Origin of the sequence: Microcoleus anatoxicus (assembly GCF_042465725.1) — a bacterium.
In the GTDB taxonomy this organism is placed as follows: domain Bacteria; phylum Cyanobacteriota; class Cyanobacteriia; order Cyanobacteriales; family Microcoleaceae; genus Microcoleus; species Microcoleus anatoxicus.
Genome location: NZ_CP120853.1, coordinates 1505954 through 1526640, shown reverse-complemented (window position 1 = coordinate 1526640; position 20687 = coordinate 1505954). Strand labels below are relative to the sequence as shown.

Annotated in this window: 17 protein-coding genes and 1 pseudogene; 15 read left to right on the top strand and 3 right to left on the bottom strand. The window is 44.9% G+C overall.

Annotated elements, in window-relative coordinates:
• Positions 1-182: 182 nt before the first annotated feature.
• Entirely contained in the window at positions 183-2495 is a 2313-nt protein-coding gene (locus tag P2A85_RS06475) for an IMS domain-containing protein (RefSeq protein ID WP_377478177.1), read from the bottom strand.
• Between the two features lie 206 nt (positions 2496-2701).
• Positions 2702-2800, bottom strand: a pseudogene (locus P2A85_RS06470) (IS607 family transposase); the annotation flags it as partial.
• A gap of 108 nt (positions 2801-2908) precedes the next feature.
• On the opposite strand from P2A85_RS06470, the gene pdhA reads away from it, so the two are divergent.
• Together pdhA and P2A85_RS06460 are read left to right on the top strand one after the other, a co-directional pair.
• Complete coding sequence (gene pdhA, locus P2A85_RS06465; protein WP_341733817.1) at positions 2909-3946, top strand: pyruvate dehydrogenase (acetyl-transferring) E1 component subunit alpha; 1038 nt, start codon at positions 2909-2911, stop codon at positions 3944-3946.
• A 417-nt stretch (positions 3947-4363) separates the two neighbouring features.
• Positions 4364-5815 carry an MFS transporter gene (locus P2A85_RS06460; protein WP_377478176.1) on the top strand — a complete coding sequence of 484 codons (1452 nt, stop codon included), beginning with the start codon at positions 4364-4366 and terminating at the stop codon, positions 5813-5815.
• 106 nt (positions 5816-5921) lie between these two features.
• On the opposite strand, the gene P2A85_RS06455 is transcribed toward P2A85_RS06460, so the two are convergent.
• Positions 5922-8372, bottom strand: coding sequence for a CBS domain-containing protein (locus tag P2A85_RS06455; RefSeq protein WP_377478174.1), 2451 nt, complete (start codon positions 8370-8372; stop codon positions 5922-5924).
• A 507-nt stretch (positions 8373-8879) separates the two neighbouring features.
• On the opposite strand from P2A85_RS06455, the gene P2A85_RS06450 reads away from it, so the two are divergent.
• From P2A85_RS06450 to P2A85_RS06390, 13 genes are all read left to right on the top strand, one after another.
• On the top strand, positions 8880-9557 hold the full coding sequence (locus tag P2A85_RS06450; RefSeq protein WP_377478173.1) for a HEAT repeat domain-containing protein: 678 nt from the start codon (positions 8880-8882) through the stop codon (positions 9555-9557).
• Positions 9558-9811: 254 nt separating this feature from the next.
• Positions 9812-10075: a hypothetical protein gene (locus P2A85_RS06445; protein ID WP_341733823.1), complete on the top strand. Its 264-nt coding sequence runs from the start codon at positions 9812-9814 to the stop codon at positions 10073-10075.
• Positions 10076-10078: 3 nt separating this feature from the next.
• Positions 10079-10438 carry an ArsR/SmtB family transcription factor gene (locus P2A85_RS06440; RefSeq protein WP_377478171.1) on the top strand — a complete coding sequence of 120 codons (360 nt, stop codon included), beginning with the start codon at positions 10079-10081 and terminating at the stop codon, positions 10436-10438.
• A gap of 115 nt (positions 10439-10553) precedes the next feature.
• A complete protein-coding gene (locus P2A85_RS06435; RefSeq protein ID WP_341733825.1) occupies positions 10554-11573 on the top strand; it encodes a PstS family phosphate ABC transporter substrate-binding protein in 1020 nt (339 codons plus the stop codon).
• 101 nt (positions 11574-11674) lie between these two features.
• Entirely contained in the window at positions 11675-12385 is a 711-nt protein-coding gene (locus P2A85_RS06430; RefSeq protein WP_377478169.1) for an MIP/aquaporin family protein, read from the top strand.
• A gap of 7 nt (positions 12386-12392) precedes the next feature.
• Entirely contained in the window at positions 12393-13040 is a 648-nt protein-coding gene (gene arsH / locus P2A85_RS06425; RefSeq protein WP_377478167.1) for an arsenical resistance protein ArsH, read from the top strand.
• A 186-nt stretch (positions 13041-13226) separates the two neighbouring features.
• Positions 13227-13517 carry a hypothetical protein gene (locus P2A85_RS06420; RefSeq protein ID WP_377478166.1) on the top strand — a complete coding sequence of 97 codons (291 nt, stop codon included), beginning with the start codon at positions 13227-13229 and terminating at the stop codon, positions 13515-13517.
• Between the two features lie 48 nt (positions 13518-13565).
• The gene (gene arsC / locus P2A85_RS06415) at positions 13566-13961 is read left to right on the top strand and encodes an arsenate reductase, glutathione/glutaredoxin type (protein WP_340522819.1); all 396 of its coding nucleotides are present in this window, start codon (positions 13566-13568) and stop codon (positions 13959-13961) included.
• A gap of 265 nt (positions 13962-14226) precedes the next feature.
• Positions 14227-15213 (top strand): arsenosugar biosynthesis radical SAM (seleno)protein ArsS, encoded by a 987-nt coding sequence (arsS, locus tag P2A85_RS06410; protein WP_377478164.1) that lies wholly within the window; start codon positions 14227-14229, stop codon positions 15211-15213.
• A gap of 121 nt (positions 15214-15334) precedes the next feature.
• A complete protein-coding gene (locus P2A85_RS06405) occupies positions 15335-16063 on the top strand; it encodes a TVP38/TMEM64 family protein (RefSeq protein WP_377478163.1) in 729 nt (242 codons plus the stop codon).
• Positions 16064-16265: 202 nt separating this feature from the next.
• Complete coding sequence (locus P2A85_RS06400; RefSeq protein WP_377478161.1) at positions 16266-18776, top strand: ATP-binding protein; 2511 nt, start codon at positions 16266-16268, stop codon at positions 18774-18776.
• 54 nt (positions 18777-18830) lie between these two features.
• Entirely contained in the window at positions 18831-19730 is a 900-nt protein-coding gene (locus P2A85_RS06395; protein ID WP_377478159.1) for a class I SAM-dependent methyltransferase, read from the top strand.
• A 30-nt stretch (positions 19731-19760) separates the two neighbouring features.
• Complete coding sequence (locus P2A85_RS06390) at positions 19761-20456, top strand: HAD family hydrolase (protein WP_377478158.1); 696 nt, start codon at positions 19761-19763, stop codon at positions 20454-20456.
• Positions 20457-20687 lie beyond the last annotated feature (231 nt).

Genomic DNA, 20687 nt, shown 5'->3' with positions numbered 1-20687 from the left:
ACTGTGAAATAAGGTCGATCGCTTAAATTTGTTATTCTTATTGTATCTTATTTTTTGTTATTGGTTATTTGTTATTTGTTGTTGGTTATTTGTTATTGGTTATTTGTTATTTTTTATTGGTTATTTGTTATTTGTTGTTTGTTAACGGCGTCGCCATTAACCAATAACAAATAACCAATTTCCTACTTCATAACTTGCCAATCCATAATGCGCCATTGTCCGTCTTGGCGGATCAAGTCGTAGCGAATACGGAGGTTTTCGTTACGGGAAGTAACTAGCTGTTCGCGATCGAACACTTCGGCTTTTTCGGTAACTTGGGCTTCGACTTCGGTCCGATCGGGATTAGTCGGATTTGTTGTTACCTTTGTAATTTCCAGCTTGTGTGTATAACGCTGGTGGGCGTTGTTTCGCTGTTGAGCTTCTGCCATCAATTGCCAGCGAGACAAAGCAGGTTCCGTCAGAACTTGCTTTAATTCATCGATAGCGTGATTGGGGCCGAGGGCTGCTGCTTTGGCTGAGAGCCAACTTTGAATCATTTGCTGCGCTGTTTCTTCTGTGACGGAGCCGGAGGCTGGGGCGACAGGGCCAGGCTCTGGGGCGGCGGGGGCTAAGGGGGGAATTTCGATCGGTGGTGCTTCCAGGCTGACTAAGGCTTGTTCTCCTTGCAGAGATGGGCCTGAGAGAGCTTGGAGGATGCCACCTAAGATACTGAAAATCAACCACAGGATTAACAGACTCAGAAAACCAGCTACTAGCAGCAGAGCTAGCCGATTTCGAGGCATGGACTTGACTTGGGCTGAAATTTGCGAGCCTAGTGTCCTGGCTCGATCGACTAAATCACCCATTGGCCCTGCACTACTCTTGGCACTGCGACGGGAGGAATGGGGGCGTCGGCGTTCTTTGGAGGTGGAGGAAGGGGGATGTGCGGTGGGGGTAGCTGTCGAGTTCTGGGGGGTGACTGGGGGGATAGGTGGGGCTGCGGTCCCCTCATATTTGGGGCTTGGCCCTGGGGGGGGTATGATGGCGGGGCCGGGGGTCAAGGTCACAGTGGGCGATCGCCCTGTAATGGCTGGAGATGGCTGGAGTGAGCTAGTGAGTGCCGCTCTAGCTTGAGCCTTGGCAGTAGAGCGGGGTTGGGCTACTACCCACTCGTTGGCTGTTTCTGTATCCAGTGGCAAGGATTCCAGGTAGGCTTGTACCTTGGGATCGGCAAAGTAATCTTTTAAGGAAACTGACTGCTTTGCCAAGTCCCGGAAGTGCGGAAATACTTCTTCCTGTAGCCAATGTTCGGCGTATAAGCACAGCCCCGGCAACAAATCGGGAGAATCTTGGGAGTTTTCGCGAATGAAGGCGAGGGGTTCTTTTTCGGAACTGAGTTCTAGGGCTCTGCTGGCTTCTTCTGTTTGGCCCAGCAGCAGGGAACATACGGCTTTTTCGAGGTGGACGTCTTGGCGGCGGCCTAACTGCATCAGCATCAGCTTGGCGCGACGGATCATGGAGGGCTGTCTGGCTGCAAATCCTTGAGCTAGTAGGGTGTAAACCGAGAGATAAGTGCCTACAGCGGAGGGGCGGGCAGCTTCTGCTTCAAATAAGGTCTGCTGCTCGCTGCTGGTTAGGTGTTTCCGCAGTTGTTGGACGAAGCGTAGGAAGTCTTCGATGCCCAAGCCCGATCGATCGTCGTCGGAACCATCGATCCCACCCCTTTCTTCGAGCATTTCTCGCAGGATTTTTAGTCCTTGACGACGTTCGGAGACTTTTTCTTCTGGGAGGGATAGTAATTGTAAGATGTTGTACGGACGGAGTTTGTATATATCGGTTTGCATTTCACCCCTCACGCTTGGAAATAGGCTTTCGCGCAGCAGCAGTTCTTGACCTGCGTCTAGTGATTTGGTGGCATTTTGGTATTGACCTTGTTGCCACTGTTCCCTGCCTAGTTCTAAGCAGGACAGGGCGATGGTTAAAACTATGTCTGGTCGCACTAGCTGGGGGTCGCCGAAGCGCCCTTGTGCGATCGCAGAGCTGCCATTATTGAGATAGGGACGGCCCAGTTTCTGTACAAGTTCGTATTCTCCGAGTTCTTGCAGTACCAGCAGGACTCCTACGAACTGGTTGTCGTCGATTTCAATACTTGGAGTATGGGGGTCGGGAGTAGCGTCTAAAACCCCGGACTCTTGCCAGTCTGCTTCTGCTTCTTGCAGGACTGTGGCCGCGCCTGTCGAGGCTTTTAACCTCGGATGTTGGCCTAAAATCCCTGCTTCTGATTCGCGATCGTAAGTTTTGGCCAAAAAACTGGCATCGTAAGCTTTGCGCCCCTCTGAGTCTGACAAAACGGCGTAGGCTTCGTCGAGCAGTTGTTTACGGGCGACGATCGCCACTTCGGAATACTCCCTGCGTGGAAGTTGTAACGTCCGGTCGCGATGAGCTTGCTGCAACTGTTCGGCAGTAGCTTGAATCGGTAGACCTAGAATCCGATAATAATCTAGTGGAATTAGCACTGTCCACTTCCCCAAAGCGCTAGCAACTGAATTAGCCTATCTTAGGTGACGCTCCCATATCAAATCAAAATTGATCGGTTGGGCTTCTGACTCCTGTTATGGAGATTGAGAACTTCCTTCCAGGTACTTCGTTTCCCTTGAGGGCATTTGAGAGTGAGGTGCGCGTCGGGCCCCACTGCTGACAGAATAGCAGTTTGTTCGTTCATGACTTGTTCCAGAAGGGCAAGCAGCGCTTTTCTTTTAAAGTTGAGTCCGCCTCCGATGTCTTTGAAGACTTTAGCTTGCGGATAGAGACTTTGGAGTCGCTATCCCTAACTAAGGGGATAAAAGCCGATTGACCGATTATTGGTATAGTTAGGGTCGTTGACGGATTATCAACAGTTTGCATAATACTTATCAGGTATTAATTATTTATGGTTCAGGAACGGACTTTACCAGCTTTTGACGCAACAAGCGTAAGTATTTCTCGTGATGAAGGTTTGATGCTTTACGAAGATATGGTCTTGGGGCGCTTTTTTGAGGACAAGTGCGCTGAGATGTATTACCGGGGCAAGATGTTCGGTTTTGTTCACTTGTACAACGGCCAGGAGGCTGTTTCTACTGGGGTGATTCGATCGATGCGCCGGGATGATACTGACTATGTTAGCAGCACCTATCGCGACCACGTTCACGCTTTGAGTGCCGGTGTGCCGGCGCGGGAGGTGATGGCGGAGTTGTTCGGGAAAGAAACTGGTTGCTCGAAGGGCCGCGGCGGTTCGATGCATATGTTTTCAGCCGAACACCGACTGTTGGGGGGCTATGCTTTTGTGGCTGAGGGGATTCCTGTGGCGACGGGGGCTGCTTTTCAATCTAAGTACCGCCGGGAGGCTTTGGGAGATCAGACTTCCGATGGCGTGACTGCTTGTTTTTTTGGGGATGGTGCTGCTAATAACGGTCAGTTTTTTGAATGTTTGAATATGGCGGCTTTGTGGAAGTTGCCAATTCTTTATGTTGTGGAAAACAATAAATGGGCGATCGGGATGTCCCATGAACGTGCTACTTCTGACCCGCTGATTTACAAGAAAGCTCATGCTTTTGGTATGGCTGGGGTTGAGGTTGATGGGATGGATGTTTTGGCGGTGCGAGAAGTGGCGAAAGAAGCTGTGGCGCGGGCGCGGGCTGGTGAGGGACCGACGGTGATTGAGGCGTTGACTTATCGTTTTAGGGGGCATTCTTTGGCCGATCCTGATGAGTTGCGTTCTAAGGAAGAGAAGGAATTTTGGTTCCCTCGCGATCCGATTAAGAAGTTGGCTGCTGATTTGATCGATCGCGCTTTGGCTACGGCTGAGGAATTAAAGGCGATCGAGAAGAAGATTGAAGCAGTCATTGATGATGCGGTGGATTTTGCTGAAAAAAGCGCTGAGCCTGATCCCAGTGAATTGTATCGGTTTATCTATGCTGAAGATGAGTAGTCTTTAGATATATTTTGGGTCCCGTTGCAGCCACAAGTTGTTAAAACCTGTGGCTGCACAATTTTCAAGCTTAAATTGAACTTTAAATGCGGTGATTATTAATTTTTGCTAGTCCGCCTCCAAAGGCAAAATCTTGGGCCATTGAACTTTGTAAAAAGTCGTGGGGAAAACCCAATTTGACACCTATATTTCCTGATAGTAAGCGACCTGGTGAAGGGTGGCGCTTACTTTTTTATTTAATCAAACTCAGTTTACCAATTACCAATTACCAATTACCAATTACCAATTACCAATTACCAATTACCAATTTTTGAAATTTGTCCAGTTCGCTCAAGTAAACTGACTCAGAGGACGAATAGCGAGTTATACTCCTAGTACCCTGACTGCGCCGGTCAAATAACCGCCAAATCAAAGCTTATGAGCAACTCTTCCCCTTCTGAGCCAGCAGCCAACAGCCACGAAACCAAAAAACTCAGTTTCTCGACCAAATTAGCTTACGGTGCGGGAGACCTCGGCCCAGCTATCACTGCGAATGTTCTGGTATTTTACCTACTACTGTTTTTTACCAGTGTGGCTGGTTTGTCTCCTGGTACTGCTAGCAATATTTTGCTGATTGGTAAGGTTTGGGACGCTGTAAACGATCCCATTGTGGGGGTTTTGAGCGATCGCACCTCTCACCCCTGGGGCCGTCGGTATCCTTGGATGGTATACGGCGCAATTCCCTTTGGGATTTTCTTCTTTTTGCAGTGGATTGTTCCTAGCGACAATCCCACCATACTGTTTTGGTACTATGTAATTATCGCGATTCTATTCAACACTGCTTACACGGCTGTTAATCTGCCCTACACTGCACTTACCCCAGAATTAACCCAAGATTATAACGAACGCACTAGCCTCAATAGTTTTCGGTTTACTTTCTCTATCGGTGGCAGCATTTTGTCATTGATTTTAGCCAAAATTATCTTTGACTTAGTTAAAGACAATACCCAAAAATACTTAATATTAGGTGCTGTCTGTACAGTGATTTCAGTATTGCCTTTATATTGGTGCTTTTTGGGAACTCGTAAACACGTCTTTGCTCAACTGCAAGAAAATCCTGTAGTAGAAGATGATTCTACATCTTTGGGGTTGAAAGAACAGTTACGGATTGCATTTAATAATCGCCCTTTTTTGTACGTGATTGGAATTTATCTCTGTTCTTGGTTGGGAGTGCAATTAACTGCTTCTATTTTGCCTTATTTTGTGATAAACTGGATGAAACTACCGGAAGCAACTTTTCCTCAAACTGCGATCGCCGTTCAAGGTACTGCACTCGCTATGTTGTTTGTTTGGAGTAAAGTTAGCGAAAGATACGGCAAAAAAGCTGTATATTTTATGGGCATGAGTTTGTGGATTATTGCCCAAGCTGGACTGTTTTTATTGCAACCAGGACAAGTAGGATTGATGTATTTCCTGGCAGTGATGGCTGGTGTGGGAGTTTCTACTGCTTATTTAGTACCTTGGTCGATGATACCGGATGTGATTGAACTGGATGAGTTACAGACTGGACAAAGACGCGAAGGTGTGTTCTATTCGTTTATGGTGTTGTTACAAAAAATTGGATTGGCGATCGGTTTGTGGTTTGTCGGGCAGGCTTTAGAAGTAGCTGGATTTCTCCCTACACTTCAGGGACAGAAACCACCTATACAGCCGGATTCTGCACTGTTTGCGATTCGAGTTGCGATCGGACCTTTGCCAACAATTGCTTTAATTATCGGCATGATTTTAACATATTTTTATCCAATTACCCGCGAAGTTCATGATGAAATATTGTTGAAACTAAAAGAAAAAAAAGCCGAGAATGAAATGGGATATCGTCCTCAAAAATAAACCTAATTTCTGTAATTGTCGTTCACCAAAATGTCTAAAATATAAGGATTTATGGTAAAATTTTGTAGATGCCATTGACAGCGAAGCTGTTGCTTGGGAAGGAAATTTAATTTACCAATGGGCGATCGGGATTGGCAGGAAATGTGACAGTAAAAGTAGTGTTTCCATTCCCGCTTTCTACTTCTATTTTCCCATCCAATTGTTCGACAAGTTTTTGGGCTAAAGCTAAACCCAAACCAGTGCCGCCTTGTTTCCAGGGATCGGCATTGGGAACGCGATAAAATTTCTCAAATATCCGAGGTAATTCCTCTTTGGGAATTTCCGATTCATTTCTGACGGTAAATTCAATTTCTGGTTTTAAAACACTTGCTGGTTTTCCTGGTCTCTTTTTGATACCTTTGGACTTCACCCTGAGAGCAATTTCGCCTTCATTGGCGGTATATTTGCAGGCATTATTTAGGAGTTCTGCTAAAATTCTGCCCAAACTAGCGCGGTTTGAGTTGATAGTGGGGAGGTTGGCTGGGAACTCTACTACTAAATGTTGGTGGCGGTTTTGGGCGCGGGTGTAGAAGGGTTCAATAATGTTAGGTAGCCAGACTTGTAAGTTTACTGGTTCGAGGTCGATGGGACAAGCTGCTGCTTCCAGTCGCTGCAAATCTAGCAAAGCATTAATTAGGTCTGTTTCTCTAGTGCATTCTTGTTCCAAAATTTCTAAATAAACTTGGCGTCGTTCTTGAGTGGGAGAAACTTTCAGCATATGAATGGCCATTTTCATATTAGCTAAAGGTGTTCGTAGTTCGTGGGAAACTGTGCTGAGAAATTCATCTTTGATGATGTTTAAGTGCTGGAGTTCGTGAACTTTTTGCTGCAATTCGGCGGTGCGTTCTTGAACTTGGCGTTCGAGGTCGGTGTTGAGGTTTTGTACTTGCTGGTATAGTTGGGCTTGTTGAATGGCGATCGCAATTTGAGTTGCCAGTTGCAATAGCAAATCGACTTCTGAAGACTGCCACTGTCGAGATTGGGAACATTGGTGGACGCACATCATCCCCCACAAATTGCTGTCTTGTAAAATGGGTACTATTAAATAAGCTTTGATTTGTGCTTTCTGGAACCGCGCATATTTTTCGGGACTCAGAGTAGTTTGGTCAATCTGGGGGACAGCATAAATTTGTTGTTCCTGCACCGATTCACCTTCTTGCCACATATTATCTGGAAAAATTTCTCCCAATATTGAAGACCAATCTTCGGCTACGGATTCTGCCACTACAATGCCGGAATTGCTCGACTCTAAATGCAGGATGGCTACTCGGTCTGCTTGCAAAACTTGCCGCACTTCATCGACGCTGGCGTGGAGAATTTCTTCCAGGTTTAGGGATTGGTGAATCCGCAAAGCAATCTGAGTCAAAAGTCGATCGCGCTGTACTTGTTCGTGCAGTTTTGCTGTTCGTTCCCGTACCTGTTGTTCTAGTTTGGTATTCCGGCTTTGGAGTAGTTCGACTTTTTCGGCTTGCAGTTGATAAACTGAGTGCTGCAACTGTTTGACAACTCTGTACATTTCTGTTGGGTCTAGGACTCTCAACAAGCTAGTTTGGGTAATAATTCCCAACAGTTCTCCCCGTCCTCCGCACACCACTAATCGCTGGACTTGTTGCTGCTGCATTTGTTTGTGGGCCGTCCACAGGGAATCGGCTGGTTTGATTAGTAGCAGGGGAGTGACCATGACTTTTTGAACTGCGGTTTGCTCGAAATCTAGTTCGAGAAACTGTGCTTGTACAATGTCGTATTCGGTAATGATGCCTAGGGGTTGCTGAAAAGAATAGTGAAAAATGGAGGTATGGTCATTTTTGGGTTTCTCCATTGTTAATTCTTTATTTTTGGTAATCACGACGCAACTAACTTGATGTTGTGACATCAGTTGCGCTATGGTCAACAGCGATGCGGTGTGGGGTGCTGTGATGGGCGTAGTCATTAATTCTGCAACTCGTCGCAATTTCAGAATATTGGAAGGTTGTAAGACTTGCCGAATTCTTTCCCTCGTCAGGACTCCTACCAAGTGGCGGAATTGATTTACTATGGGCAAATAGCGAATTCCATGCTGGCGAAATAAGGATAAAGCGGCGAACACGTCTTGGTCGTCGGATTCTGTCAGGGAGACTGACACGGGGGACATGACTTCGGAAATGGGTATTTTGCGGAGGGCTAGTTTTTTCTGAGTGTCTATTTTGCCAGAAGCGATTAGCCGTACTAGGTCGGCGGGAGTTAATATTCCGATCAATAGCCCTCGACTGGGGTTTTCTGATAAATTTCCGGCCGATCCAATTTGGTGGTTATGCACCACCAGCACGCATCGTGCCCGCATTTTTTCCGATGGTGCTAATTCCTGTAGGACTCCGCGGTCTGAGGGTAAAGGTGTCTTGGGTAGGGGACAACTGTTTTGCAACTGACTCATCAGCGCGATCGCCACTACTAAGGAAGTGTCTGGCCCAGCAGTTAGGGGGTAGCGGTCGATCGCTTGTTCTAATGCTGAGGAGTAAAAAGGCGGGTGGTAAAATGGCATAGTACATCGCGGGTTGTCGGAACGCAGCTAACTGCTGATAGGCGTTTTGTCTGTTGTGTAACACCAACCTAGGGCGGAAATTGTCAAAGTCACAATCACAGACAGCCGACGCTAATTTATGATTAGCAATCATCCCGGAGATTTTCTCATCTTCGAGCCGAATGCGAGCAGACTTCCGGCTAATAATCTCCGTTGTGGTTTTCTTGCATAAGTTTCGCCGTTGGTTGGCGAATTCGAGTATTTTACTTGGCAATTTAGCGGTAAAATTTATGAGCTTTTTGAGAGGGGATGACCCCTAAGTGATGGTTTCCGATTTGCTGGTTACGGTTTCTCCACGGCGTTTTGCTCAATTTTTTCATCTATCAAATTATACACAAATTTGAATAAGCGTAACCTTTCTAAAGTCACAAGATACAGACAATTATAGACAGGTTTTTGACGGCAAATCAACGATCGCCTATAATGAAAATCTGGGAAATGTAAATTTTTACTAAAATTTGACCGCTAATGACAACTTTAAGCTTAACGGAAATTGCAGCCAAGTTAGAAAGCCAAAATTCAGCCGATCGCATGGTGGCTTTGGCTAACTTGCGGAATATACCCGCATCTGTGGCGGTGCCTTTGATTAAAAAGGTTTTGAACGACGAAAGTTTGCAGGTGCGATCGATGGCTGTGTTTGCTCTTGGGATCAAAGCCACGGCAGAATGCTATCCTATTCTAGTAAAATTGCTAGAAACTGACCCGGATTACGGGATTCGTGCTGACGCTGCTGGTGCTTTGGGCTATCTGGAAGATATTAGAGCTTTTGACGCCTTGGTGCGCGCTTTTTACGAGGATACCGAATGGCTGGTGCGCTTCAGTGCTGCGGTTTCTCTGGGGAATCTCAAAGATCCGCGGGCTCGTGATGTGTTACTGAAAGCTCTCGAAAGCGAACAAGTGGTGATTCAGCAGGCTGCAATTTCAGCTTTGGGGGAAATTAAGGCAATTGAGGCGATCGATCGCCTGCTGAATTTTGCTCAGTCAGAAGATTGGCTAATTCGTCAGCGGCTAGCCGAAGCCTTGGGAAATTTAAACAGTCCCAAAAGCATTTCGGCCTTGAAATATTTGGCAAAAGATAGCAATTCTCAAGTATCTGAAGCGGCAACTATTTCTCTCGACCGTTTGTCGAAAGCAGAGCAATCATAGATACTGAATATTCAACATCTGGTAATTCCAGCGCGATCGCTTGCTCCAAAACTTCTCGGTCCACTGCACAAATATTTCACCCTGGTCATAACTGGGAGTACCTGGATTTTTTTAATCAAAAAAGCCCTTGCACAAAGGGAAATAGAAGCCTGCGGTCTAGCGGTACTCCGCTGACCGTCAGGTTCGTTCACGCTGCGATGGCAAATGGCAAGCTAAGATAGTTGTGAAGATTCTTCATTTTACCAAACCCAGCCATGAATCAACTACCGAATCCCTTTAATTCAAATCCATCCAATCCTCTAGACCCCTTAAATCAAGAACCCGATCGACTCGACGATGCGGATGGAGAATTGCCAAAACGCTATCACCCAGCCACTAAAAAAACTCTGCAAAAATTGTTCATTATCCTGATAGTTAGTGGGGCAATTATTGGGGGAATTTTATCTATAGGTGTGCTTTCGCTGATGCAAAAAGCCGGATTGACTAATGTTCCACCCAGAGTAGAAAATTCTAAATAATTGATGTTGAAAAATTCTACAATTACACCGGATTTAGGAGAAAATTCCCCTCCTTCTGGTAAAGTGATTGCTGCGGGGTTTCACGCACTTTCTGACCCCCTACGGATTCAAATTTTGGAGTTGCTGCGGGAACAGGAGTTGTGTGTTTGCGATTTGTGCGATCGACTTTGTGTCCCTCAGTCTAAACTCTCCTTCCACCTCAAAACCTTGAAGGAAGCAGCTTTAGTCCGCAGCCGCCAAGAAGGCCGATGGATCTACTACAGCCTCAATTTAGCTCAGTTTCTCGCCCTGGAACAGTATCTGTCGGACTATCGGCGCTTTAGCCAGATCCTACCAGCCCGCCAGTGTTTCGAGGCAGATTAACCCATCAACATTTCTTAATGTATTTATGGCCTGTTTGTCTTCTACCATACTTGACATATCAAATTTTGTTGATATGATACAAATGTACTCTTAGTTATGGGATTGAGTGGAGTCAATGAACCCAGCAAAAAAGCCCAAGGTTTTCGCACTTGGTATAATTGCTTTGACGATCGGGCTTCTCAACTCCTGCGGACAAGTCCAGTCGCAAGACTCGCAGAGTATTAAAATAGACGGTTCCAGCACTGTCTATCCAATTACGGATGCGATGGCAAAAGAATATCAAAATACGAATTCCAAAAAAGCATCAATTACTGTTGAATTTTCCGGCACTGGCGGTGGATTTAAAAAGTTTTGTGCAGACGAAACTGACATCAGCAATGCCTCGCGCCCCATCCGTCCAGAGGAAATGGAAGCCTGCAAAAAAGCTGGCATCCGCTACTACGAATTACCGATCGCCTTTGACGCCCTCACAGTAGTAGTCAACCCCAAAAATGACTGGGTAAAAGATATTACTGTAGAGGAATTGAAAAAACTTTGGGAACCAGCGGCCCAAGGAAAAATTACTAGCTGGAATCAGATTCGACCCAATTGGCCAAACCGACCGATAACCCTTTACGGTGCAGGTAAAGATTCCGGTACATTTGACTACTTCACAGAGGCAACAGTAGGTACTGCTAAAGCCAGTCGCACCGACTATACAGCTAGTGAAGACGATACAGTTTTAGTGCAAGGAGTTATTAAAGACGAAAATGCTTTGGGTTACTTTGGATTTAGCTATTACGAAGACAACCAAAGTAAATTGAAAGCTGTAGGTATTGACAGAGGCAAAGGAGCAGTATTGCCCTCCCGCGAAACTGTAGAAAAAGCTCAGTATCAGCCCCTAGCAAGACCTCTATTTATCTATGTCAACTACCAATCGGCTCAAAGTAAAGTAGAACTACGAAACTTTGTAGAATTCTACATGAAAAAAGCCCCTACCTTAGTTAGTTCTGTGGGTTATATTCCTTTACCAAAAGAAGGATATCAACTGATTTATCAGAACTTCTACAATGGCAAAGTAGGGACTGTTTTTGGTGGCAAAGCTCAGCTTGACTCGACGATTGGAGAGTTATTGAGGCAGCAGGCAACTTTTTAGGTATCGGTGGTCATCTGTCAAATGTTTTAGTTTGTTAGCTGTGAATCTTGATTGGTAACTAAAATCTAACAACAGAGGTAAACTTATCCCGGATCGACTCAATGTTCAAGTCAGTTTATAAGACAGCAAGCAGCTTGTTTTCACCGGAGTGCAGGAGAGAAGCGATCGCGGAATTTTTGGGTACATTTATTCTGGTGTTTGCAGGCACGGGCGCGGTGATGGTGAACCAAATTAGCCAGGGTGCGATCGCTCATTTAGGCATTAGTTTTGTCTTTGGAGCCGTTGTCGCCGCCATGATTTATGCTACGGGTCATATTAGTAGCGCCCACCTAAATCCGGCTGTAACATTAGCTTTCTGGACCAGCGGATTTTTCCCAAAAAAACGTGTTTTGCCTTATATTTTAGCCCAGTGTACCGGGGCGATTGCAGCTTCTCAACTGCTGCTAATTACTTTAGGAAAAGTAGCAAATCTTGGTGCAACAGTTCCTCTCAATGGTAACTGGTTACAGTCTCTAATCTTAGAAACTGTATTGACTTTTATCTTAATGTTTGTTATCCTCGGTTCAGGATTAGATAGACGCGCTCACATCGGATTTGCGGGCATAGCAATAGGCTTAACTGTAGGATTAGAAGCTGCATTTATGGGGCCAATTACCGGAGCAAGCATGAATCCAGCACGCTCTCTCGGTCCAGCTTTAGTTGGCGGCATTTGGGAACACCATTGGGTTTACTGGGTTGCTCCGATTTGGGGAGCACAATTAGCAGTCGCAGTTTATCGGGAACTGTCTAACGGATTTCGGGATTTTAATTGAAAGCATCATGACAAGTTTTACCCACAAACCGAGAATTTTGTTTTTGTATGGCTCTTTAAGGGAGCGTTCTTACAGCCGTTTGTTGGCAGAAGAATGTGCAATAATTATTGAGGAGTTCGGTGCAGAAGTTAGGTTTTTTAATCCTCTGGAATTGCCGATTTATGGTAGTGTTCCTGATACTCATCCCAAGGTTCAGGAGTTGCGGGAATTGAGTCTGTGGTCGGAGGGTCAGGTATGGTCTAGTCCAGAAATGCACGGCAATATTACGGGGATTATGAAAAATCAAATTGACTGGATTCCTTTAAGTATTGGGGCTGTCAGACCGACTCAAGGCAGAACTTTGGCGGTGATGCAAGTTAGCGGCGGTTCCCAGTCTTTTAATGCTGTGAATACTTTGAGGATTTTGGGTCGTTGGATGCGGATGTTTACGATTCCGAATCAGTCTTCTGTTGCTAAGGCTTATCAGGAGTTTAATGAGGATGGAACTATGAAGGATTCGCCTTTTCGCGATCGGGCGATCGATGTTATGGAGGAACTTTATAAGTTTACTTTGTTGTTGCGGGAGGAAGTTGACTATTTGACCGATCGCCACAGCGAACGCAAGGAAAAAGCGGCCAAGGAGGCGATCGCCGTTGCAAATCGCGCCCTACAATAACCGGGCGTGAAGAATTACCAGGCGATTGAAATCGCGGCTAAAGAAACAAAACCCGGATGGTGCGCGGGTTAAAGAATCAAGAATTCCTCTTCAGTCCACGGAGGTGGACTTCGGTTGTGTAGCCGCGGTTTCTAACCGCCGGGGTCCTAACTAACAACTAACAACTACACAAACAAAACCAGACGAATGAATTACCCGGCGATTGAAATCGCGGCTACACAAACAAAACCCACTCCAAGCGGGTTGAAGAATTACCCGGCGATTGAAATCGCGGCTACACAAACAAAACCCACTCCAAGCGGGTTAAAGAATTACCCGGCGATTGAAATCGCGGCTACACAAACAAAACCCACTCCAAGCGGGTTAAAGAATTACCCGGCGATTGAAATCGCGGCTACACAAACAAAACCCACTCCAAGCGGGTTAAAGAATCAAGAATTCCTCTTCAGACTTCGGTTGTGTAGCCGCGGTTTCTAACCGCCGGGACCCTAACTAACAACTAACAACTAACAACTAACAACTACCATGAAGAAAGTAATGTTTGTCTGCAAAAGAAACTCCTGCCGATCGCAAATGGCAGAAGGATTCGCTAAAACCATCGGAGCCGGCAAGATTGGAGTCACCAGTTCCGGGTTAGAATCAAGCAGAGTTCATCCCACAGCAATTCAAGTCATGTCAGAAATCGGCATTGACATCACCGATCAAACATCCAACCCATTAAGCGAATTCAATGCAGAAGACTACGACGCCGTAATTTCTCTGTGCGGCTGCGGCGTGAATTTACCCGAAGCTTGGGTATTGCGAGAAGTGTTTCAAGATTGGCAACTAGACGATCCCGACGGACAACCCATCGAAACATTTCACCGCGTGCGAGATGAAATTAAAGCACGAGTTGAGAAATTAGTTGATTCTCTAAAATAAAACCTCTCCGACCTATCCTTTTTGAGTCTAACCGAAAATGATGTGAGTTGTAGAATTACCCGGCGATTGAAATCGCGACTACAAAAACAAAACCCACTCCAAGCGGGTTGAAGAATCAAGAATTTCTCTTCAGTCTGCGGAGGCAGACTTTGCTTGTGTAGCCGCGGTTTCTAACCGCCGAGGCTGAATTCATGCTAAATTATCAGAGACGTTCCACCAGAACGCCTCTAAATTCGTTGCGAGCAAAGACTAAAAAGTTTAGCACATGATTCAGACAGCACTGACGCCTTTCAAAAACAAACTCAACTCAGCTTTAACTAAAAAGCAAATTACAGTCTTACAAATTAATCTGGGCAAACGCTGCAACCTCGCTTGCACTCACTGCCACGTAGAAGCTAGCCCGAAACGAACAGAAGAACTTTCCCCGGAAATTTGCGATCAATTAATTGAAATCATTCGCCGTTTTCCTCAAATTCAAACTGTTGACCTCACCGGCGGTGCTCCCGAAATGCTTTATGGGTTTAAACCGCTAGCGGAAGCTGCCAGGGCGACAGGTAAAGAGGTAATTGTTCGTTCTAATTTGACGATTTACTTTGAAAAAGGTTTTGAGGATATTCCGGAATACTGCGCGGATGGCCTACTCAGAATTGTGGCATCGCTTCCCTGCTACCAAGCTGATAATGTTGACAAAATGCGCGGTAACGGTGTTTTTGACTGTTCGATTCTGGCGCTGCAAAAACTAAATCAGTTGGGATATGGCAAAAACCCAAATTTGATTCTGGATTTGGTGTACAATCCGCAAGTGCCGGCAACAGATAAGTTTTCGCTAACGCCACAACAAGGGAAGTTAGAGGCAGATTACAAGGTTTATTTAGCGGAACATTTTGGGATTTGTTTTAATCAATTGTTCGCGATTACTAATTTGCCGGTGGGACGGACTAAGTTTCATTTGGAACATCAGAAACTGCACAAGCCTTATCTGGGGTTTTTGGAGGATAATTTTAATCCCGGTACTCTAGAACATTTAATGTGTCGCAATGAATTGTCGATCGACTATTTGGGCAATGTTTACGACTGCGATTTTAACCAAATGGAAAATCTGCCAGCTAAAACTAGCAGTGGTGAAACCATTACAGTGGCTAAATTGTTAGAATCTGGGAGTCTAGATTTGATTGAAGAGGTGCAAACTGCTGCTTATTGCTATGGTTGTACGGCTGGTTCAGGTTCTAGTTGTGGGGGTACTTTGATTTGAGAAGAAGAACCCCCCCCTACCCCCCCAAGGGGGGAAATTCAGGAAGATGGAAGAAATTATGCGCGATGGCTAACGCCCTAGGCCCGCTGGTCCATGTTATTGAGAGTGGAGAGTTGAAATAATGAATGATTCCCGATCGCCAATCCCAGACAATCGGCAACCATCAAACAAGTGGAAGTTGATTTTAGTGGTGGTTTTAATTGTAGCTTTGATTGTAGGAGCCAAGTTTTTTAACCTTCAAATAATTCTGCAAAAGGCCTTGGAGTCGATCGCCAATCTTGGCCCTTGGGGTCCAGCAGCTTTTATTCTAATTTACATTGTCGCAACAGTTCTGTTTATTCCTGGTTCGTTGCTGACTTTGGGTTCTGGTGTTTTATTTGGAGTTGTTGGCGGTTCGCTTTGTGTTTCCATCGGCTCGGTTTTAGGTGCAACTTGTGCTTTTTTAACAGGGCGATATTTAACTCGCGACTGGGTTTCTCAGCAGATACAAGGAAATCAAAAATTTCAGGCGATCGACTCCGCAGTTGCCTCTGAAGGATGGAAAATAGTGTTACTCACTAGGCTTTCGCCAATTTTTCCGTTTAATTTGCTTAACTATGCTTTTGGGGTTACGCAGGTATCTCTCAGAGACTATTTCTTCGCATCTTGGATCGGTATGATACCCGGAACTGTGATGTATGTTTATATCGGTTCCTTGGCTGGAAGTTTGGCTGCACTGGGAACCCAAGGGCGATCGCGTACCACTGCTGAGTGGCTGCTGTACGGTATTGGTTTGGTAGCAACGATCGCTCTTACAGTTTACGTAACCCGCTTTGCCAAAAAAGCTTTAGAGGAAAAAATCTCATCTTGAATAAGAAAGCATAAATTATTATAACTGTCAATAAGTATTTACCCTGAATAAAAATTGTATGTTAATTGAGAAAACTCCGTATTTTTTCTGTGTTATTTCAAATTATTTTGTTATACAAACGAGATAGATCCTCAAATATTACCTAAAGTAACAATTAATTCTAAAATCTCAAATCGAGCGACTAAAAAGAGAAAAATTGACGATGCAAAACTCAGCAAATCAAGCCTGCGCTGTGTCTGCACAGCCTCCCAAGCAAACAAAAAAGCTGCGCCACTTATGCCAAAACATCGGCATCAGTGCTCGAACGCGCTGGCAACAACTGCACAGCCTTTGGGAACACAGACGACATCGCCGCCACTTGCTGACTCTGCTAATTCTGGGTGGCACCGCTTTAAGTATTAGCACCACTGCTTGCATCAGCTATTTTTTTGTGCGCGGACTAATACTGGATAATTTAAAAGAAATAGCACTATTAAAACTAGAAAAAGGTAGCGATGAAATCGATAACTGGCTCAGCAGTCGCAAAGCAGAAATAGAAACCATCGCTTATTCTCCCACTATTCGTACTCTAAATTGGACATTGGCAGAACCTGTTTTACAAGGAGAAACCTACAGATTAAAAGAATATATTGTCCTGTCATTGATTAAAGCAAATGGGTCGGTACAAAACACTTTAGGTACTAGGACAAACAGCAAAGACCGCCAACATTTTAAAATAGCCATGTCTGGAAAAGTCAATGTTTCTGACCCCTTGGTAGGCCGAAGCACAAAGCTTTCTACAATCATCATTGCAGCTCCCGTTTGGGCATTGCCTCCAACTCCCAACAAAGCAATTGGAGTCTTAGCAGGCAGCATCAAAGTAGACCGAGTAGCCAACGTGGCAAAAAGCTTGTACTACGGTTCAGAAAGCTATGCTTTTGCGCTAAATTCCCAAGGAGTCCCCATTGTACACCCCAACAATAATTTAATTGGAAATATTGACGAACCAGCCCCAAGTTTTTTAAACTCACCAGACCATGTACTAGCAGCAATTGCGCGCAAAATGACCGATCGCCAAACGAATATAGAACTGGTAAAAATAGATAAAAAATGGGTTTATGTCGCCTACACACCCCTCGATGAAGTTAACTGGTCAATGGCTTTAGTAATTCCCCGCGAAAATATTGAATCTCAACTACAAGCCTTAAATTTGTTGACCTTCGTTGCTGGTGGACTGCTCGGTCCGGCAATGTTAGCAGCAATTTGGGTAATTTACTCCTCGGAAAACAATCGGGCTCAAGCCGAGCGAGAAGCGATGTTGAACCGCATTTCTGGACGCATTCGTACTTCTCTGGAATTAGAGAAAATCGTACAAAGTACAGTGGAAGAAATAGTAATTTTGCTGCATTTAGAACAAGCCGGATTTGGTTGGTACGAACCGGAACAGCAAATGTTACAAATTATGTGGGAATATTGTAAGTCAGAGCATCCAAAACCCCGAAAACAGTTTGCTCCTTACTGCGTAAATAATTTGTCATTGCCGCTAGAAAAAAGCGAGCCGATTATGTTTCCTACTGATATTTTTTCAGTACAAAACAATTCAGATTTACAATTAAAACGTAACAGTTATTTAGCTGTACCAGTCCTGACTCAAAGTCAGTCCCACGGTTATTTAATTTGCAGTCATGCTAGTCACTGGTTTTGGAGTAAAGAAGAAGTTCAATTATTAAAAGCTGTAGCAGACCAACTGGCGATCGCCATTACTCAAGCTCATCTTTACAGCCAAACTCAAGACCAAGTAAAACTGCTCAACAGCACCTTAACGGAACTCAAAAAAACTCAAACTCATTTAGTGCAAAGTGAAAAAATGTCATCCCTAGGTCAAATGGTAGCCGGGATAGCCCACGAAATCAATAACCCCGTCAACTTCATTTTTGCTAACTTGCCCTATACCACAAAATATACTACCGACTTGTTAGAATTGGTGAGTTTATACAAACAAGCTTTTCCAGAGATTCCCCCGGAAATAGAAGATTTTGCCACAGAAATTGAGCTAGATTTTATCGAAGAAGATTTGCCACAAATGTTGAATTCTATGAAAATAGGAACAGAACGGATTCGCAATATAGTGCTTTCCTTACGCAACTTTTCTAGACTAGACGAGTCCGACAAAAAACTAGCCGATATTCACGAAGGTATTGATAATACCTTGCTGCTGCTATCCAATCGAATTAAAAATGGAATTTATGTAGTCAAACACTACGGAGATTTACCATTATTAGAGTGCTATCCTTCGCAGCTAAATCAGGTTTTTATGAACTTGCTGAGCAACGGAATCGATGCTTTGTTTGAGAGCAATCGCCGGGATAAAATTATTACTATTTCTACAGCATTGCTGAGAGAAAATGGTGCTAAATTTATCAAAGTGGCGATCGCCGATAACGGTCTGGGAATTCCTGAGAAAATTAAAGATCAAATTTTCAACCCGTTTTTTACGACTAAACCCGTGGGCAAAGGCACGGGTTTAGGGTTAGCGATCAGCTATAAAATTGTAGTTGAGGGACATGGTGGCACGATCAATATTTCTACACCTCCTGGCCGCGGCACGGAATTTTCGGTTAAAATTCCTTTTCATAAGGGCAAGGAAGAAGCAAGAAGCAATAAGGAAACCCCACCCTTGGGGGGGACAAGGGTGGAAGGAAGAAGGAATAAGCAAGAAGTCAGTAGTTTGTAGTTTAAGTTCCTTGCTATTGGTTAGGATTAAAAAGTTAGTCTTGAGAGGAGTTTTATGGCTGTTGGGAAGGAGACAATTTTTGAACGCTTTTTATCGCCCTTAATTCGACTGGCGATCGACGAAGAAGCAATCGGACGATTCTACCAAAGTATCGACTGGGAAACAGCAGCCGGGAGCTACCGACAACCAGACCTAGTTTATCCCGAATATTACAGCAGCCAAAACTTTCATGGCATCAAAGGCGGCTACCTCAATCCCAGTGCCGCCGTTTCCTACGATCCCATTACCCAATATGTTTTGCCTCCTAACGAAACAGTCGTCAGACAAGGCTTAATTGATGCAGTACGGGTTAAGCCCCGTCGCATTATCGATTTGGGATGCGGCACCGGTTCAACTACCCTCCTGCTCAAGCAAACCTTTCCTGAAGCGGAAGTTATCGGCATGGACTTATCGCCTTATATGTTGGTAGTAGCGGACATGAAAGCTCAAAAAGCCGGATGCCATATTCAGTGGTGTCACGGTAATGCCGAAAGCGTGGGTTTTCCCGATGCTAGCTTCGATTTAGTTGCAGCTTCCTTGCTGTTTCATGAGACACCACCTGCTGTGTCGCAGGCAATTTTGCGAGAAAGTTTCCGATTGCTGGGAGTTGGGGGACAAGTAGTAATTTTGGACGGGAATCAGAAAACTTTGCGCCAGACAGAGTGGCTGACTGATATCTTTGAGGAGCCTTATATTAAGTCTTACGCAGTGGGTAGCATTGATGCTTGGATGGGGGCGGCGGGCTTCTGCTCAGTACAAACTCAGGATCACTGGTGGGTACATCAGGTGACGCAAGGCGTTAAACCTCTTCCGGGTGAAGATTTGGAGGAGGTGCGGGCGGCTTGGGGGTGGAATTGGCTCGATCGCACTCCTGATGTTGATGGCGATTTACAAGGCTTTCCCGCTCCTGCTTGAGAATCATTAATAATAAAGAACAAATAACTCATGACTCTAAAAGCAGTTTTCTTTGATTTTAATGGCGTGATTATTCATGACGAGCAGATGCACGAGCAAATAATCGATAAATTGATGCTGGAGGAAAATCTTCAGCTCAAACGCGGTGAGTTTCGAGCAGTTTGTTTGGGAAAGAGCGATCGAGGTTGCATTGTCCAATTATTGAGTCGCAGAGGGCGTTTTGTGACAGAAGTTTACCTCCAACGGTTGTTACTCCGCAAAGCCCAAGCTTATCAAGCCAGAATAGATAGTCTGGAAACATTGCCGATTTATCCAGGTTTAGCAGAGTTTATTGCTAAAATTCGGGCCGCCGGACTCAAAATCGCCATAGTCAGTGGGGCTATGCGATCGGATATAGAATTAGTTTTAAATCTGGCTGGTTTGACAGAAAACTTTGAATTCATGGTCACAGGGGATGATATAACGGCGAGCAAGCCAGCACCAGACGGCTATCTGTTGGCTGTGGAATTGATGAATCAGCAATATCCAGGCTGGAACCTGCAACCGGGGGAGTGTTTGGCGGTGGAAAATAGTTTGGCTGGGATTGAAGCGGCAAAAACAGCGGGGATTCAGGTATTGGGTGTCACTCACACTTACCCGTTTCATATGATCCAGCGCCAAGCTAATTGGACGGTGGACTTTTTTGCAGATTTGGAATTGGAGCGAGTCCAAGAACTTTGTTTGTAATAGAAATACAAGGTAATTGATGGTAAATTTTCCACAAATTTTCCACAAAATTAATCTAAAAATTAGCGATTATTTATTTTACTAAAAAAGCTCTAATAATCAATTTACCATATTAAATTCCTATTGGCGATCGCAAGAGGTTCACTCCGCCCGATACCCGTAGACTATTAGACATCTCCCATAATTCCTGTGGATCGCGCCAAACAGCTTATTCTTCACAGGTTTTTTGGG

What these genes read in the sequence shown, in the direction of transcription:
- P2A85_RS06455 (WP_377478174.1), bottom strand. Translation starts at nt 8,372, where the DNA reads ATGCCATTTTACCACCCGCCTTTTTACTCCTCAGCATTAGAACAAGCG.
- P2A85_RS06430 (WP_377478169.1), top strand. Translation starts at nt 11,675, where the DNA reads ATGTTCAAGTCAGTTTATAAGACAGCAAGCAGCTTGTTTTCACCGGAG.
- P2A85_RS06440 (WP_377478171.1), top strand. Translation starts at nt 10,079, where the DNA reads ATGTTGAAAAATTCTACAATTACACCGGATTTAGGAGAAAATTCCCCT.
- P2A85_RS06460 (WP_377478176.1), top strand. Translation starts at nt 4,364, where the DNA reads ATGAGCAACTCTTCCCCTTCTGAGCCAGCAGCCAACAGCCACGAAACC.
- P2A85_RS06445 (WP_341733823.1), top strand. Translation starts at nt 9,812, where the DNA reads ATGAATCAACTACCGAATCCCTTTAATTCAAATCCATCCAATCCTCTA.
- P2A85_RS06390 (WP_377478158.1), top strand. Translation starts at nt 19,761, where the DNA reads ATGACTCTAAAAGCAGTTTTCTTTGATTTTAATGGCGTGATTATTCAT.
- P2A85_RS06435 (WP_341733825.1), top strand. Translation starts at nt 10,554, where the DNA reads ATGAACCCAGCAAAAAAGCCCAAGGTTTTCGCACTTGGTATAATTGCT.
- P2A85_RS06400 (WP_377478161.1), top strand. Translation starts at nt 16,266, where the DNA reads ATGCAAAACTCAGCAAATCAAGCCTGCGCTGTGTCTGCACAGCCTCCC.
- arsS (WP_377478164.1), top strand. Translation starts at nt 14,227, where the DNA reads ATGATTCAGACAGCACTGACGCCTTTCAAAAACAAACTCAACTCAGCT.
- arsH (WP_377478167.1), top strand. Translation starts at nt 12,393, where the DNA reads ATGACAAGTTTTACCCACAAACCGAGAATTTTGTTTTTGTATGGCTCT.
- pdhA (WP_341733817.1), top strand. Translation starts at nt 2,909, where the DNA reads ATGGTTCAGGAACGGACTTTACCAGCTTTTGACGCAACAAGCGTAAGT.
- P2A85_RS06395 (WP_377478159.1), top strand. Translation starts at nt 18,831, where the DNA reads ATGGCTGTTGGGAAGGAGACAATTTTTGAACGCTTTTTATCGCCCTTA.
- P2A85_RS06450 (WP_377478173.1), top strand. Translation starts at nt 8,880, where the DNA reads ATGACAACTTTAAGCTTAACGGAAATTGCAGCCAAGTTAGAAAGCCAA.
- P2A85_RS06405 (WP_377478163.1), top strand. Translation starts at nt 15,335, where the DNA reads ATGAATGATTCCCGATCGCCAATCCCAGACAATCGGCAACCATCAAAC.
- arsC (WP_340522819.1), top strand. Translation starts at nt 13,566, where the DNA reads ATGAAGAAAGTAATGTTTGTCTGCAAAAGAAACTCCTGCCGATCGCAA.
- P2A85_RS06420 (WP_377478166.1), top strand. Translation starts at nt 13,227, where the DNA reads ATGAATTACCCGGCGATTGAAATCGCGGCTACACAAACAAAACCCACT.